This is a genomic window from Pseudoalteromonas sp. CO325X, from assembly GCF_004208955.1.
Classification (GTDB): domain Bacteria; phylum Pseudomonadota; class Gammaproteobacteria; order Enterobacterales; family Alteromonadaceae; genus Pseudoalteromonas; species Pseudoalteromonas ruthenica.
The window spans coordinates 1-15797 of the sequence record NZ_SGPG01000036.1 but is presented as its reverse complement, the minus strand read 5'-3'; the positions used below and the strand labels follow the sequence as shown (position 1 = coordinate 15797).

Sequence of the window (15797 nt, the reverse complement as noted above, 5' to 3'; positions counted from 1 at the left end):
TGTAACCTAAGCCGCGCCACCTGTCTTAGCTTGCTTTAACTTAGAAAAGCGACCCATTAACATAAGTTCGGGTCGCGCTTAAGCGCATCATGCTCAAGCTTAGCCAGCTCTGCGATGAGGCCATCAATCAATCCCATAGCCTGTTCCGGGTGCTCACCTTTTAATATCTTATCCGCTTGCTCCGCTAATGCTTGAAGCTGCTCGAAACCAAACATTGCAGCGCTTCCTTTAAGGGCATGAACCGATTTACCAAGCCCGATTAGGTCCCCATATCTGGATTGGTTTTCTAGCTGCACCCGCTGCTCAGCCAACCCTGATACATAGTCATCGCGAAGAGCCTGCATATCCGACTCAGGCAAATCAATATCAACAAATTGCTCCGGCAGTGCGAGATAGTGGGCAATCTTTTTAGCAAACTGCTCTCTGTCGATGGGTTTGCCAAGGTGATCCGCAAATCCAAGCTTTAAATATCGCTCAATTTCATGGCTCATGGTGTTCGCCGTGAGTGCAATCACCGGCGTAGTACATCCCGTCGCTTGCAAAAACGACAGTGCTTGCTCGCCATCCATAATCGGCATTTGGATATCCATTAACACCAGGTCGAAGTCTCTTTCCAGCGCCTGAGTAACAGCTAACTGCCCATTTTCGACCCAAGTCACCTGCAATCCCATGCGCTCCAGTATACGCTGCAGCAATTTGGCATTATCACGGTTATCCTCTGCCAACAGTACATGGCCATGCAGCTCACTTTGAGCGATACAATCCTCACTATGCTCATCTGCATTGAGCGCTTTGCTGTAGCTCTCTAACCATTGCGTTTGCTCAGTTGTTTTAAGCGCTAAGTCGACAGTAAAAGCGGTGCCCTGCCCCTGAATACTCTGCACGTCAATATCGCCGCCGAGTTTGCGCGCCAAGCTCTTTGATATATTTAGGCCCAACCCAGTGCCACCATATTTACGTGACGTGGAAGAGTCCGCCTGATAGAAGGCTTCAAATAGCTGAAACTGTTCTTGCTCACTCATGCCAATACCGGTGTCTTTTACGGTGATAATAAGGCGCTCATCCTTTGCTGCAACATCAATATTAATGCTGCCAACACTGGTAAACTTTAAGGCATTGGCGGTTAAATTTAACAGTATTTGTCGTAACCGAGTGGCGTCGGTGTAGATATAGTCCGGCAATGGAAAGTGGTAATGCAACGAAAATCCCAAACCTTTATCGCGAATTTGCTTACCAAGAATAGACTCCACTTGGCCTATGGCGCTAAATAAGTGCGTTTTCGCGCTTTCGACCTCAAGACGGTTGGCTTCTATTTTCGACATGTCGAGAATATCATTGAGTAAACCAAGCACATGGCGGGCGTTTTGTGCAATCACATGGGTCGCTTGGCTTTGCTCATTCGCTTTTACATCCCCTAATAACAGCCCTTCGGCGTAACCAATGATAGAGGTCATAGGAGTGCGGATCTCATGGCTCATGTTCGCCAAAAAGCGAGTTTTTGCTTCGCTGGCATCCCGTAGCTCAACCGTTAACGCCTGCAACTCCCCCGTACGCTCTTGCACTTTTGCTTCAAGATTTTTAGTTAATTCAACATTGGCATCATTAATCAGTCTAAACTTGTCGGCCACGGCAAAAGCGAGTAACAACGCATCCAACGCTGTACCGATTAAACCAAGGTGATACAAATTAATATTGACCGAAGGCAATAGCCCAAGATTAGTTAAGTTGCCCACCATATTTGGTAGCGCCATACACATGTAAGCCAACACAAAATAACGGGCTGGTTTGTAGCCTTGCATTATTCGTCTAATACCAATGTAAAGCCCTAAACACAGCGCTATCGCGGTCGCGAATGTGGCCCAAATAAACCCAGCTCCGGGGGAGATTACACTTATTGGCAAACCAATTAACGACACCCATGAGAAGATTAACGCTCCTCGGGCAAACCGTGGGTGGGTCTCATTAAGCTTGAGCAGGTGGATGTAAAATAGGGTATTAGCCAAAGGTGTTAGAATAAAGCCAAACCAGTGCAGAGCGGTCAAGTCGATGGTAAAAAGCTGGCTCGGAATATGAAAGAAGTGACTCCATGCAAACACCCAGGCGGCAGTAAAAAATGCATAGTAAAGATGGGTTTTGTCTTTCGAACCTAGATAAATCAATAAGTTATAGAGCCCCAGTACAATACCCACACTGAAACACAGCATCATGATGAGGTTTTCCCAAATCGCTTGCTGCTGATAGTCACCCGGCGTAGATAGCTTTATCTTGGGTGGGGTATAAAATGCCGCGCTATGAAACTCAGTCACGATAATTACCGACTCATCTACCGGCAGGGTGAGTGTTTTCCCATAGTGAAAAGCAAATTCATACTGACCGCGCTCACCGCTTTGATAAAGCGTGCTTCCTGATTGCGTAAATACCTGCGTATTAATGACAGATACCACGCTATTGTAGGGGGCATACACCCACTGCTGCTGCGCAGACTGATTGGTAACCTTGTAGACGCTAACGTAACGCCCACCAAATAACTGCGGACGCTCTACTTTAGGCTGCTGTTCGAGCCAGCTAAGTAACTGTTTTTTTGATGTCGGTAATTGAGCTGTTTCGCTGATGCGGTAGTAATGGGGTGGCACGTCAAAATCCACGGAGTTCTGTGTTACCACCACGTGCTGCAAACTCGCCGAATGTGTCTGGGCACTTATCAGCAACAGTAACCCCATCAATACCTGTATTAAGTGCCTCGTCACAACAACCTCAAGGATCTATCTTAAAAATGGAAGGTTACATCCAAACCTACACGCCGGCCCTCGCCCTTGAAGTCTTCATACATTCCTAGAAACTCGCTGAGATCGAACTTTAAATGGCTGTAGTGTGTATCAAACAGATTTTTTGCCCATAACCTTGCTTGCCATTGCTGGTAATCGGCCACAATATGCGCATCCCACAGCGTATAATCGCCTTGAGACGCAATAGGGTTTTCGTTTTGATCAAAATAATAATCTGATTGGTAATCAAATGACACCCCCGCCCTCATATCGACGTTGGTCCATGCCCACGAGTAAGCGAGTGCGCCATTGATATTCCACTTAGAGGTGAATGGCAACCTATGGTCCGTCAAGGTGTTGCCTAGGGGATCTGTATATTGCTCAAACTCTGCATTAGGAATATAACCAAGTGCCAAGTGTGCACGCCAGGGCCCTTTAGGGCGATAGTACATTGCCAGCTCTGCTCCGCTAATACGCGAACTAGCGACATTTTCTAACAGTTGCAAAGGCGGCTGCTGAGGGTTAGCTGAAGCTTGATTCATGAAGACTTGTTGGTCATCGTACTGATAGTAAAAAATAGCCCCATCAAAACCAAACCCTGAGCGCATTACTGGCGTTTTAAACCCTACCTCATGGGCACTAAGCTGCTCTGGTCCATAATTAGCCTGTTGCGCCTGCTCTGGCGTAGATAAGAAACCGCCATTGTAGCCCCCGCTCTTGTGGCCGTCTGAATAACGGTAATAATAAAGGTTATCACGGCTATCATTATAGTGTAGCGCCAGCTCCGTAGAAACGCCGTCATCATCTTGCTCTCCACTGACTTGGTAATAATCAATGGTGACACCGCCTTGAGGGTCTGCGGCAATCGGCACATTGAGTGTGGAAACTGAATCATACTCGACAGTTTCATCGCTGTAGCGTATCCCAGTAATCAATGCCCAACGCGGTGATAACTGCCATTGGGCATGAGCAAACAGTGCCCAAGAGCGAGTGTCTATCTCATTATCGTATAAAAAATTAGCCGTCAGGCTCGGGTCTAAGATGCCGCGAAAGTCACGCAGCAAATCATTGTTATTTAACTGCTCTATTTGCTCGGATAACTGATATGCACCCAAGGTAATATGATGCTGCTGATAGTGTCCTTGCAGTCTTAGTTCGTTGCTCAAGCTGCGTGTCTGCAACCCGAGGTTTCCTTCGCACAACCGCGCGAGCGAGCCATCGCAATTAAAACCATGGTCGCGCTCAAGGTCGCTCACTCCCAGTAACCAGAGCGCTTGCCAGTGAGTGTTCACTTGCCAACCTAACTCATTAGTGAGTCCCCAACGGGTGGTTTCATGAGCATTGTTGTTGTTTACCTTCACCGCCCAGAAGTCATCGCTGCCATCATTAAAACCAAATGCGTCAACACACTCACCTTGGTTAATTTGAGCCAATGTACAAGGTGAGCCATCGCTGGGAGATATAATTCCAATGTTTCCGACAGGCTGTGTCAGTCCCTGCCAGCGACTGTACTCAACTTTAGTGAACCAATTGAGCTGTTGCCACTGCCCTAAATAACTAACCCGGGCATCATTTTGCTCAAGGCCGGCTTCGGGGTAGGCTTGGGCTAGGTTATAACTGGTGTAATCATATTTCTGATGATTTAACGCGACTCGCAAAGCTTGCTGTTCGGACAGCTGCATATTCCCCACCAGCTGCGCTTGACGCCAATCATCACTGCCGATAGCGCCTTTGACGTAGCCGTAGTTATCGAACTCAGGGCGTGCAGTGCGTACTAAAATTGCCCCCCCGGTGGTGTTACGGCCAAAAAGCGTACCTTGTGGCCCTTTAAGAACCTCCACTTGCTGTATATCGTATAGATTAGCAATTTGATGGCTGGCAGAGCCGCTGTTTACCCCATCAACATACAAACCGACCGGGGAAGTATTAGCGGTATTGTAATCAATCAGCCCGACACCACGAATATTAATGGCCGGCGGTGTACCTTCGGCGGCATTTTGCGATATTTTCACATTTGCCGAGAACCGTCCTAACTCGGTGGTATCTTTGATAGCCGCATCCGTGAGCTGTTGCTCGCCGATATAGGTAATCGATACACCGACTTCACTGGCTTGCTGAGCCCGTTTTTGCGCGTACACTTCGATCACTTCCATCTGCTCATCAGCTGAAGTTTGTTGAGCCTGTGCGACCGTCGTACAAGCAAAAGGTATACACAGCAGAGTCCGCTTAAGTTGCCAAGTCATTTTTTTATAACGCATTAATTTAATTATTGATCTTAGTATAGAAGAAACCTCGTCATAACAGTAGCGTGTTACCAAGGTAAAAAGCCGCGCTCACCACTAATATGGGTTGGCACACCGGATAGCGCCCGTGCTGTTTGCATGCCAGCCATCACCGCCGCCTCTACACAACCGGCATTAACGCCGGTGCTAATCCAATCTCCAGTAATGTAGAGGTTGCTAAAGTCGGTTTCTTGCGTATGCAAACGGTACTGACTCGTGCCAGTTAATGACAGCACATAGCGCTCGCTGGGGTCGAGGTTTACGCGCCAATATTGATAATCAAAACGTTGCTCACCCTGTGCGCTCGCAGGAGCATACAAAGTATGCCATTGGAAGCCTTCCCTATCGCCAGCTTCTGGCCACAACCAATGCATGCTGTGCTTGAGTTTGTCGAGGCAATTGCTTTTCACGTTTTGCAATTGCTGCTGCACAAAGCCCGTGTCGCTCGCGGGAGGGAAATCAGCACACGTATAGGCGCTGCAAAAATACGCGACATTAACTGGTTGATTATCCTCTGGCCACTGTTCCCAAGGTAGTAGGTGTGCCATCGCGGCCCAGGTGTCGAAGGGCTTGGAAAACGCGCTGAGGATAGGCGGCTTTGTCGATGCTTGCCAACCTAGCTGCCGGTCGTCTTTATTTAGCCACAGCTGCATTGCTTGGGTAGCCACGGTGCCAAGCTCCTTAACACTCGTCGCTAACCGAGTGTCTGTTGCTAAAAGCGCTGGCGCTATATGCTCCATGCTTGCCACTGATACACCACATATCACATGATCAAAGTCCACTGCGCGCTCAAGGGTAATGCGTTCAAGCGGCGCAGAAAAATGACGCTCATACACCGCCTCCCAATCACTCCAATGTGACTCTAGGTTTATGTTGTGGGTCTTTAATAGTTGCGCTTGGTCTGCGTTAATTTGTGTATATAACGGCTCACTTGGCCAGCAAGGTAAGCCGTGGATATCCACTAAAGGATGATAATCTGGGTGCTTAAGATCAACTTGCTTGCACAGCTCAATCTTTTGCACAAAGCGCCCGCTACTGTCGGGATACAATTGCTGCACCTGATGAAAAAAGGCAAATTTCACGCCGCGCTGCTTTAATAGCTCGTAGATGGGCGCAAAAATAACATCGCCCATTCCCGCTTGCATCTTCCACATTACGCCGCCACGGTAACACAGCAGAATTCGTAGGATAGCCAAGGCTGCAACCCCCGCCTCCACATTCGGTTTGCTAAAATCGCCATCTTGGTAGCCAAACACTAAGTCGTAAAACCCTCTTACTGGAGCGCTATCAACGCTAAAGTGCGGGTCTGCACCATTATCGCTAAGCCACTGGCGTAAATCACGGTCATTAATACTGGCAAAGCCACGCTCATGAATTTTGTCGCGTATTAAACCAACCAACATGGCAATCGCTAAATCGGCACAAATATATGCTTGGCGCAGCTTTGCATTGCCATCGAGTAACTCACGAACTTCTTCACGAAGCCAGCGCTTAAGCTTACGGACAATATACCAAGTTCCCAAACGATCCGACTTGTGACTAAAACTTTCGTCGTTAACACGCAAATTGAGTAAAGCACTAAGCTGCTCTAATAATAACCTAGGGTTAGAAATAACCTGCTGCGCATCTTGACGTAGCTCGGTGTAAAACTGACTTACCTCCAGAGTGATACTGCTGAAGGTACTTTGCACTTGCTCCATAATGCTGGCTAAAAGATGCTGATCACGGCGCTTCCGAGTGGTGAGTACAGGTTTATGTGCCAGCTCATGCTCTATATCGTCGACAAACTTCTCTAGCCAGGCGACCAAAAGCCGAGCAATTTGCCAAAAGTGTAAATCCAAAGTGCCCGCACTAGGGTTCCCCTCGATTCGTGGAAATTCAATGGCCCAAGGCTGCCATTGGCCGTTAATATGCTCTTGTAAGGCGATAACATCATGAGGTTTAAATGCCTGTTGCCACGTTGCCATAGGGTGAGTCGCAGGTCTATCCAGTGCTTGATAAACTCGCTCTATGGTGCGGAACGAATTTACATAGGCGCCAAACCAAACATGCAAGCCATGCTCCTCGATACGTTGGCCCATATTTGCGTTGCGACCACTGGCGCCTTTACCACCCAAACGCCAGCCTTGCTGGTACACGGTTATATCAAACTGTTGTTGCCAATTGGCTTTTTCCGTTAAATACACAGCAGCGGTCATAGCACTGACGCCACCGCCAAGAATCGCGATTTTTTGCTGCTCAGACATAGCCTTGCTCCACAATTACCCTTGCTCCAGCCTGCTCAAAGTCCATATTGACGTAATAAGGCAGCCGCGCCCATTGCTTACCTGTAGCGATACCAAAGAGTTGCTGCAGTGGAAACGCATCAAGATGGCGAATATCAACCTCATACTCCCCTTCTAATAACCCCACCTCATGAATAGCATTGATGGTTGAGGGCGAGTGCAGCACGGCGCTGTAAAGACTGTTTTGGGCCATTCCATCCGGGCATTGTTTAAACAAAATTTGGTCTAAATAAGGGTGTGTAACCCCGCCTAACAACTGTTTGATGAGCTCTTTGCTCAGGTGCGCCCCTTGCGCTCCTTGCGACAATAACTCGGCTATTTCTTTAGTCGTCTCATACGCTTCGCTTAGCCAATTGTCATTATCATCCACTCTACGAACCCGTAATAGCTCATGCCAGGCCATTTGCGTGTTTGGGTGGTAAGGTTGAAAGGTTTCTAGTTGCAGCGAAAAGTCACTGTTTGCCCGCTTATTTTCGGGCATGCTGTAGCGACATAAATATTTGTTATAACCCCAAATCTCGCGGCCATTAATCAAAGCATTAATGTTATTTACACAAATAAAGGCAGGAAACCAATATAGATGCAAAGCGCGGTCGTCACCCTTTGCTTGTTTGACGACAGGCAACCAGATGATGATATCAGTCTCTTGCATCCAGCCATACTCACTAAAGGGCGCCTGCAACGAAGCGATGCGGGTGATATCAGTAAAGCTTAGTAACGGCGATGAGCCCAGTACTTTAAAAAAGTAAGGTGAGGAGTCGATTGAATTCAACGTGGTATCAACAAAGTGCTGCATTTTTTGCTCACAGCCTGCTAAGAAAAAGCCGAACATGCGCGCATCTTTCATGCCACACGGCGGTTTGGCGATGGGGTTTGAAGGGTAATGAATATAAGGTAAAGCCATCCTACTCTACTCGCTGGTTTTGTTCTTTTAGGCCCAAAAGTTAGGGCAACGCGTGCACCGAGTATAGATGGCTTTTTATTTGTTCACATTATTTAAACAAGTACGTTGTTAAATTTTCTCGCCCAACTTAAACAAGACGAACTCGCCAGGTTGCATTTTTTGCCAACGCTCATCATTGGTTAATGGCCGCGTTGCGATGACCGTCACTATGTCATCAGGTGTTGTTTCCTGTTGAAAGTTAACCACCATATCAGCATCGATTAGCGTGGCTTTACCAAAAGGTGCGCGGCGAGTGATCCAGTGCAAATTGTTAGTACAATACGCCAGTACAAACACACCATCGGTTAGCAGCATATTAAATACGCCTTTTTCTCTTAGTTGGTGCGCCAGTTTGGCTGCGTAACGAAAAACACTCGCCATATTGCTGGGTTTTGTGGGGTACTTTTCACGAATTTTGTCCAGCAACCAGCAAAACGCCAGCTCACTGTCGGTATTACCAACAGGACGATAGTAAGAGGGCTTTAAATCACTGTAGTCTGAGAGCTGACCATTGTGCGCGTAGGTTATCTCCTTACCCCACAACTCGCGAGTAAACGGATGGGTGTTTTCCAAGCAAGTTCGTCCACGATTCGCTTGACGAATATGACTGATCACCGACTTACTTTTTATGGGATACGCACGCACCAGTTTGGCTATTTCCGACTCGCTACTCGGCAATGGGTCTTTAAATGAGCGACACCCTTTACCCTCATAAAACGTGATCCCCCAACCATCTTTGTGCGGGCCCGTATTTCCGCCACGCTCTAACAAGCCGGTAAAACTAAAACAAATATCTGTTGGTACGTTGGCAGACATGCCAAGCAACTCACACATCAATAAATTCCTAAATAAAAACAAAAATATAAAATAAAACCTAATCAAAAAAAGCTATCGTTCACTGTTATGAATGAACCAAAAGTACTCGTTATTCGATAGCTTATTAGCTAAATTGAATTTGTTTCCGCTAGCTCCAAAGGTACTCTTGATATAAGCGCTAGTGCAAACGAAAAAGAATATCACTTCCCTAAGCCACAAATACTCACCATTTAAGTAAGTCAATGTTTGAGCGACACTTTTTATTGTCATTGTACCCTACTACACTTATTGTAATTAAATTAGTTTGAAGTCCAAGCGCGATTAAATGATATCCAATAAAAGCACACTCTTGCTAGTTATCGCAGCAGTCGCTTATATAGCCACTGCAGCTTTTATTGTGTATCACGTTTCAATGGTATTTTACGATAAGGGTGAACAAGCGACTCAAAATGAGTTGAGAAATAAGGTCATGCTCATTAAGGCCACAATCGAGTCGAAGCTCTACAAAGAACTCCATGCAATTGACCGGCTAGCCAATATTGTATCTTCTGACCCTGATAAAGCATTAGAGAATTGGGGTCCGGTCGCCACAAACGTTTTGAAAAAAACATTTTACGTGCGAAATCTCGCTTTAGCGCCCAACGATGTGGTTACTCGAGTGTTTCCGTTAGAGGCTAACAATAAGGCAATTGGCTTAGACTACAGGACAAAACCAAAGCAGTATGCTGGTGTCCTAGCCGCTAAAGAAGACGGGTTTATCCATATCACTGAACCTGTGAATTTGGTCCAAGGCGGCCAAGGCATATTAGTGCATTTTCCTATTTACCTAGACTATCCTGATAACAATCGGTACTGGGGAGTGTTAAGTATCGTAATGGATCATCGAAGGCTGTTAATGGATAGTAAGATAGCTCACTTACAGGATACATTCATACTCGTTTCAAGCCCCAGCCAATCGGAACTTTTTTCATTTGGTCACGCTCACTTAAAAACATCAACTCCCGCTTCCGTACTCGAAATTTCCCTTCCACATAATAATTGGCAATTACAGGTATATGCTAGACCAGCAGGTGCTTTTAATTCTATGTTTTATGTGGCGGTCGTTTCGGGTGCCATTATATCCACTTTGGTTTTCGTAATATTACTTCTGCTACTTATAAACTATATGAAGGCTCGAAGTGCAGCGCTACACGACCCACTAACCAGCCTCCCAAACCGTAGATTCCTTCATGAATATTCAGCCCAGCTCGACTCAACTCAATTACCTCCTAGTTATGCCGTAGTCTGTATTGATTTAGACAAATTTAAAGAAGCTAATGATAGCTATGGGCATGCGTGCGGAGACGCTATTTTAAAAGAGGTCGCTTGGCGCATCAAAAATTGCATTCGTTCGTCCGATATTGCCATTCGTTATGGAGGAGACGAGTTTTTAATTCTATTGACTCGAGTGACACTGAAAAGTGAAATCCCTGATGTAGTGAATAAAATAGAACACGCTATCGAAGCCGAACCCATAGTATGGGATGGCCACAATATAACTATACCTACCAGTATTGGTTTTGCTGACAGCTCTGAAGGCTCAAATGTCGAAGCTACAATTCATTTAGCAGATAAACGTATGTATGAAAATAAGCAAAGGTAAGAACACATGACGTATACACTGTAAATATTTAGGGCTATTTGAAACACTGCAAAATTTATCAGTGATAAAAGGTGCAAGCACCCTATAATTAGTCCAAGAGGGCTTGCAACCCTAATTGAGTAACGCTAATCTAGCTGCTAGTGGTCAGACCTCTAACAAGGAATCAGATTATGACACTTCTTTTTTTTATACTTGCGCTTATCGTGGTGCTGTCTTACGCCAGTTACCATCGCGCCAGTTTTAATACCTGCCTCGGTCTTGCCGTTGCAACAATGATTGTCGGCACCATTGCCGGTGGTTTTGGTATCATTAGCTGGCTTATCTTTTTAGTTATTGCCGTGCCTCTGTCTGTAACGACAGTTCGACAGCAATACCTCGTAAAACCTCTTTTTGCGGCTTTCAAAAAAGTCACCCCGACGATGTCAGATACCGAAAAGTCAGCCATTGATGCTGGTACTACATGGTGGGAAGCGGATCTTTTTTGTGGTCGTCCTAACTGGAATAAACTACACCAGTACCCCATTCCAAAGCTGAGCGCTGAAGAGCAGGCTTTCCTTGATGGACCCGTGGAAGAAGTGTGCGGTATGTTTAGCGATTGGGAAGCAACCCACGAGCTTACCGATTTACCGGAAGAGGTTTGGCAATATCTGAAGGACAATAAGTTCTTCGCCATGATCATCAAAAAAGAATTTGGTGGTTTAGAGTTCTCAGCTTACGCCCAATCATGCGTGCTACAAAAGCTCACCAGTAAGTCGACCTTGTTATCGTCAATTGTCGGTGTCCCTAACTCATTAGGCCCGGGCGAGCTACTCCAGCACTATGGTACCAAAGAGCAAAAAGACCATTACCTCCCTCGTTTGGCTAAAGGTGATGAGATCCCATGCTTCGCACTGACCTCACCCGAAGCGGGTTCTGATGCCAGTGCCATTCCTGATTTTGGTGTGGTCTGTAAGGGTGAATTTAACGGCGAAGAAGTTACTGGTATTCGCTTAACTTGGAACAAGCGCTACATCACACTTGCACCGGTCGCGACAGTGCTTGGTCTTGCTTTTAAGCTGCGTGATCCAGACGGCTTGCTGGGCGATGAAAAAGAACTCGGCATTACCTGTGCGCTTATTCCAACCGATATGGAAGGCGTTAAAATTGGCCGTCGCCACTTCCCTTTGAATGTGCCGTTCCAAAATGGCCCAACCCAAGGCGAAGACGTTTTCGTGCCATTAGACTACATCATTGGTGGTCCAAAAATGGCTGGTCAAGGCTGGCGTATGCTGGTTGAGTGTTTGTCGGTTGGTCGTGCTATTACCCTACCCTCAAATTCAACGGGCGGCATTAAATCGCTTGCTGTTGCCACCGGTGCTTACAGCCGTATTCGCCGCCAATTCCGCCTACCCATTGGCAAAATGGAAGGTGTTGAAGAAGCTATGGCGAAACTGGGCGGTTACGCCTATGCCAGTGATGCTGCGGTCAGTATGTCTACCGGCGCGGTTGATTTAGGTGAAAAGCCATCTGTCATTTCAGCCATTTTGAAATATCACCTGACCGAGCAAATGCGTGAGTCCACCATGCATGCCATGGATGTTCATGGCGGTAAGGGCATTTGCCTAGGGCCAAATAACTACCTTGGCCGAGGTTATCAAGGTGCCCCTATTGCGATCACCGTAGAAGGCGCCAACATCCTCACTCGTAACATGATTATTTACGGTCAAGGCGCGATTCGCTGTCACCCGTTTGTGTTAACCGAGCTGAATGCCTGCAGCATCGAAGACAGCAATGAAGCTTTGGATGTATTCGACAATGCCCTAATGGGCCATATCGGCTACACCATTTCTAACTTGGTACGTACGAAGTGGCTAGCATTAACCGGAGCGCGTTTTACCAGCGTGCCTTATAAAGATGAAACCACAGAGTTTTATCGCGATGCGGCGCGTTTCAGTGCCTCTTTGGCGCTGATGTCTGATATTTGTATGGCGGTGTTTGGTGGCTCACTAAAACGCAAAGAGCGCATCTCTGCACGCCTTGGTGACATGCTAAGTTACCTGTACTTAGTATCAGCGACTTTGAAACGCTACAATGACGAAGGCCGCCGCAAAGAAGATTTGCCTTTAGTTAAATGGGCCTGTCAGGAATACTTGTATCGCTGTCAGCGTGCGCTGGCTGATTTAATCAATAACATGCCCTCAGTGTTTTTGCGCGGTGTGCTTAAGGTTATTTTGTTCCCTTGGGGCCGCCCAGTGCGCAAGCCAACTGATAAGCAAGAGCATGTTATTGCCCAGCTACTGCAAACGCCTAACGAGACTCGTGAGCGCTTGTCACAGCATATCTTCTTAACCGATGGCCCACACAGCCTACTCGGTAAACAAGAGCAGACACTACGCAACATTCTTGCTGTGGAGCCGCTGTTCGATAAGGTATGCCGCGCGACGGGCAAAAAGCTGCCTTTCACTCAGCTTGATAAGGTGGCACAAATGGGCCTTGATGAAGGCGTGCTCAGTGAGCAAGAAGCCCATCAATTGCGCGATGTCGAGCAGCAACGTTTGGATGTGATCAACGTTGATGACTTTGATCCCGCCGACCTACTCGCGGGTAAAGCGGCGCGCAGACGACCAAACAAAAAGGCGTCTGCTGCTTAATAATTTGTGCACAATTGCACTTTTCCACGACACCAAGCCAGCATATGCTGGCTTTTTTATGGCTGTTGCAAAATTTGCTAACAATTTGCACCTAAAAAAGACCCTGCCTAGCCTTGCTTTTCCCAGCGTGAACCCGAACACTAAAAGCGCAAATAACAATACCTAAAAAACTAACAGGATATATATTTATGATAGCGAAGCATTTTATTGCCAGCGCCCTAGCAGGCGCCATCGCGCTCTCTCTAGCTGGATGCCAGCAGAGCTCTTCTAACGAGCGACAAAGTGTACAAACGCAAAGCCAGTTCCAAACTTACAGCGCCGAGACCTTCTACGATACCGTGAGTTTAAGGGGCAATAGCATCAACCATAGTGGTGATAAACTGCTACTGAGCAGTGATGAGAATGGGGTGTTTAACCTCTATGAGGTCGACATTAAAACCGGCGCTCGCACACAGCTGACCGATGCCAAAGACAGCACCTATGCACTGGCATTTTTCCCCAAGGACGACCGAATTCTGTTTAGCCGAGATAGCGGGGGTAACGAGCGCACGCACGTGTTTGTTCGCGATCAGCAAGGCGAGATCACCGATTTAACGCCCGGCGAAGAGACCCGCGCGGCATTTGCAGGCTTTAGCCAATACGGGCAACATTTTTATGTGCTGAGCAACCAGCGTGACGCCAAGTTTATGGACTTATACAAATTCGATAGCAATAGTTATGAGTCTCAGCGTGTTTATACCAACGAAACAGGGCTCGATGTCAGTGCCATCAGCCCAGATGGCCGATATATTGCGCTAACTAAGCACCACGATAACCGTGATAGTGATTTTTACCTACTGGATACTGCATCGGGTGAAGGCCCTAAGCTTCTCAGCGCTCACGAGCAACCAGCCAAGTATAGCGCCTGGAGTTTCAGTGTTGATGGGCAATCACTGTATTACACTACGAATGCCAAAGGCGAGTTTCGCCAGATGTGGCGCTATAACTTGGCCACACAAGAGCATGAACTTGCTTTGGACGCCGACTGGGATGTCAGCTTTATGGAATACTCAAAGTCTGGACGATACCGCGTCAGCGCCGTCAATGCCGATGCCAGCACCCAGGTAACGATTTTAGACACCAAGACAAACCAAGAGCTGGCATTGCCATCGACACTGCCTAAGGGCACGCTCAGTGGCGTCGAATTTAGTGATGATGAACAAATCATGTCATTTTATTTAAGCTCAGATACCAGCCCACGCAATCTATATGTATGGCGAATTGGCAGCGATCAAGCGCAGCGTCTCACCAACACCCTGAGTGCAAACATTGCTGAAGAAAACCTCGTGAGCAGCGAAGTGGTCCGTTTTAAAAGCTTTGATGGACTCACCATTCCCGGCATTTTGTATAAGCCTAAGCAGGCCTCAGCCACGAATAAAGTCCCGGCATTAGTCTGGGTGCACGGTGGCCCAGGTGGCCAAAGTCGCACGGGTTATAATGCTATGCGACAGTTCTTAGTGAACCAAGGTTACGCGGTTTTTGCAGTGAATAACCGTGGCAGTGCCGGCTATGGCAAAACCTTCTTTCACCTTGATGACAAAAAGCACGGTGAAGAAGACTTACAAGATATTATCTACGGCAAAAAGCACTTACAAACGCTGGATTGGGTCGATAACGATAAGATTGGCATTATCGGCGGCAGTTACGGTGGCTATATGACGGCGGCAGCACTCGCCTTTGCCCCTGACGAATTTGAAGTGGGTATCAATATCTTTGGTGTCACTAACTGGGTGCGGACACTAAAATCCATTCCACCTTGGTGGGAGAGCTACAAAAAGGCACTCTACGATGAGATGGGCGATCCGGCCACCGATGAAGAGCGTCATCGTCGTATTTCACCGTTGTTCCACGCAGATAACATCAAAAAACCGTTATTAGTGGTACAAGGAGCCAATGATCCCCGAGTTCTGCAGGTTGAAAGCGATGAGCTTGTTGCCGCAGTGAAAGCCAACGGGGTGCCAGTTGAGTATGTACTCTTCCCCGACGAGGGCCACGGCTTTAGTAAGCGTGAAAACCGCATTACAGCGGCCAATGCGTACCTGTCTTTTCTTGATAAACATTTAAGAGGTCAATAATACTGCTGTGGCCAGTGCATGCTGGCCACACCCTCTCCCTGTTAACTGCCTTCACGCACCGCCTAAACATGTAGCGTCGTTCTTTGCTAGCGCGCTTATAGCTATCAGTTTACTGAAAACACAGCACCCGCCTATCTACGCTTATTACAGGTAAATAGAAGCAGCACCCATAACGGGTATTAAAAGGGAATAGATAAAGGAATAACAAGAATGTATCTGGAGATACTGAGTGAGCACACTCAGTGGCGGAGTGGACGGGACTCGAACCCGCGACCCCCGGCGTGACAGGCCGGTATTCTAACCAACTGAACTACCACTCC

At 47.2% G+C, this 15797-nt stretch carries 8 protein-coding genes and 1 tRNA gene; 3 read left to right on the top strand and 6 right to left on the bottom strand.

Features of this window, described 5'->3' with window-relative positions; translation table 11 throughout:
- Positions 1–56: 56 nt before the first annotated feature.
- The 5 genes from EXT46_RS18240 to EXT46_RS18220 form a co-directional block, all read right to left on the bottom strand.
- Complete coding sequence (locus EXT46_RS18240; RefSeq protein WP_130149020.1) at positions 57–2720, bottom strand: 7TM diverse intracellular signaling domain-containing protein; 2664 nt, start codon at positions 2718–2720, stop codon at positions 57–59.
- A gap of 47 nt (positions 2721–2767) precedes the next feature.
- A complete protein-coding gene (locus tag EXT46_RS18235) occupies positions 2768–5008 on the bottom strand; it encodes a TonB-dependent receptor (protein ID WP_130149018.1) in 2241 nt (746 codons plus the stop codon).
- A 68-nt stretch (positions 5009–5076) separates the two neighbouring features.
- Entirely contained in the window at positions 5077–7293 is a 2217-nt protein-coding gene (locus tag EXT46_RS18230; protein WP_053910980.1) for an NAD(P)-binding protein, read from the bottom strand.
- Positions 7286–8236, bottom strand: coding sequence for an acetoacetate decarboxylase (locus tag EXT46_RS18225; protein WP_053910981.1), 951 nt, complete (start codon positions 8234–8236; stop codon positions 7286–7288). Before EXT46_RS18225 ends, EXT46_RS18230 begins: the two co-directional genes overlap by 8 nt.
- A 108-nt stretch (positions 8237–8344) precedes the next feature.
- On the bottom strand, positions 8345–9109 hold the full coding sequence (locus tag EXT46_RS18220) for a class II glutamine amidotransferase (RefSeq protein WP_022946720.1): 765 nt from the start codon (positions 9107–9109) through the stop codon (positions 8345–8347).
- 307 nt (positions 9110–9416) lie between these two features.
- Here EXT46_RS18220 and EXT46_RS18215 point away from each other — a divergent pair, with 307 nt between their 5' ends.
- The 3 genes from EXT46_RS18215 to EXT46_RS18205 all read left to right on the top strand — a co-directional run bounded on the left by EXT46_RS18215 (position 9417) and on the right by EXT46_RS18205 (position 15477).
- Positions 9417–10733 (top strand): diguanylate cyclase, encoded by a 1317-nt coding sequence (locus EXT46_RS18215; RefSeq protein WP_130149016.1) that lies wholly within the window; start codon positions 9417–9419, stop codon positions 10731–10733.
- 170 nt (positions 10734–10903) lie between these two features.
- On the top strand, positions 10904–13363 hold the full coding sequence (gene fadE, locus EXT46_RS18210) for an acyl-CoA dehydrogenase FadE (protein ID WP_022946719.1): 2460 nt from the start codon (positions 10904–10906) through the stop codon (positions 13361–13363).
- A gap of 188 nt (positions 13364–13551) precedes the next feature.
- Positions 13552–15477 carry an alpha/beta fold hydrolase gene (locus EXT46_RS18205; RefSeq protein ID WP_130149014.1) on the top strand — a complete coding sequence of 642 codons (1926 nt, stop codon included), beginning with the start codon at positions 13552–13554 and terminating at the stop codon, positions 15475–15477.
- A 243-nt stretch (positions 15478–15720) separates the two neighbouring features.
- On the opposite strand, the gene EXT46_RS18200 is transcribed toward EXT46_RS18205, so the two are convergent.
- A tRNA-Asp gene (locus tag EXT46_RS18200) sits at positions 15721–15797 on the bottom strand.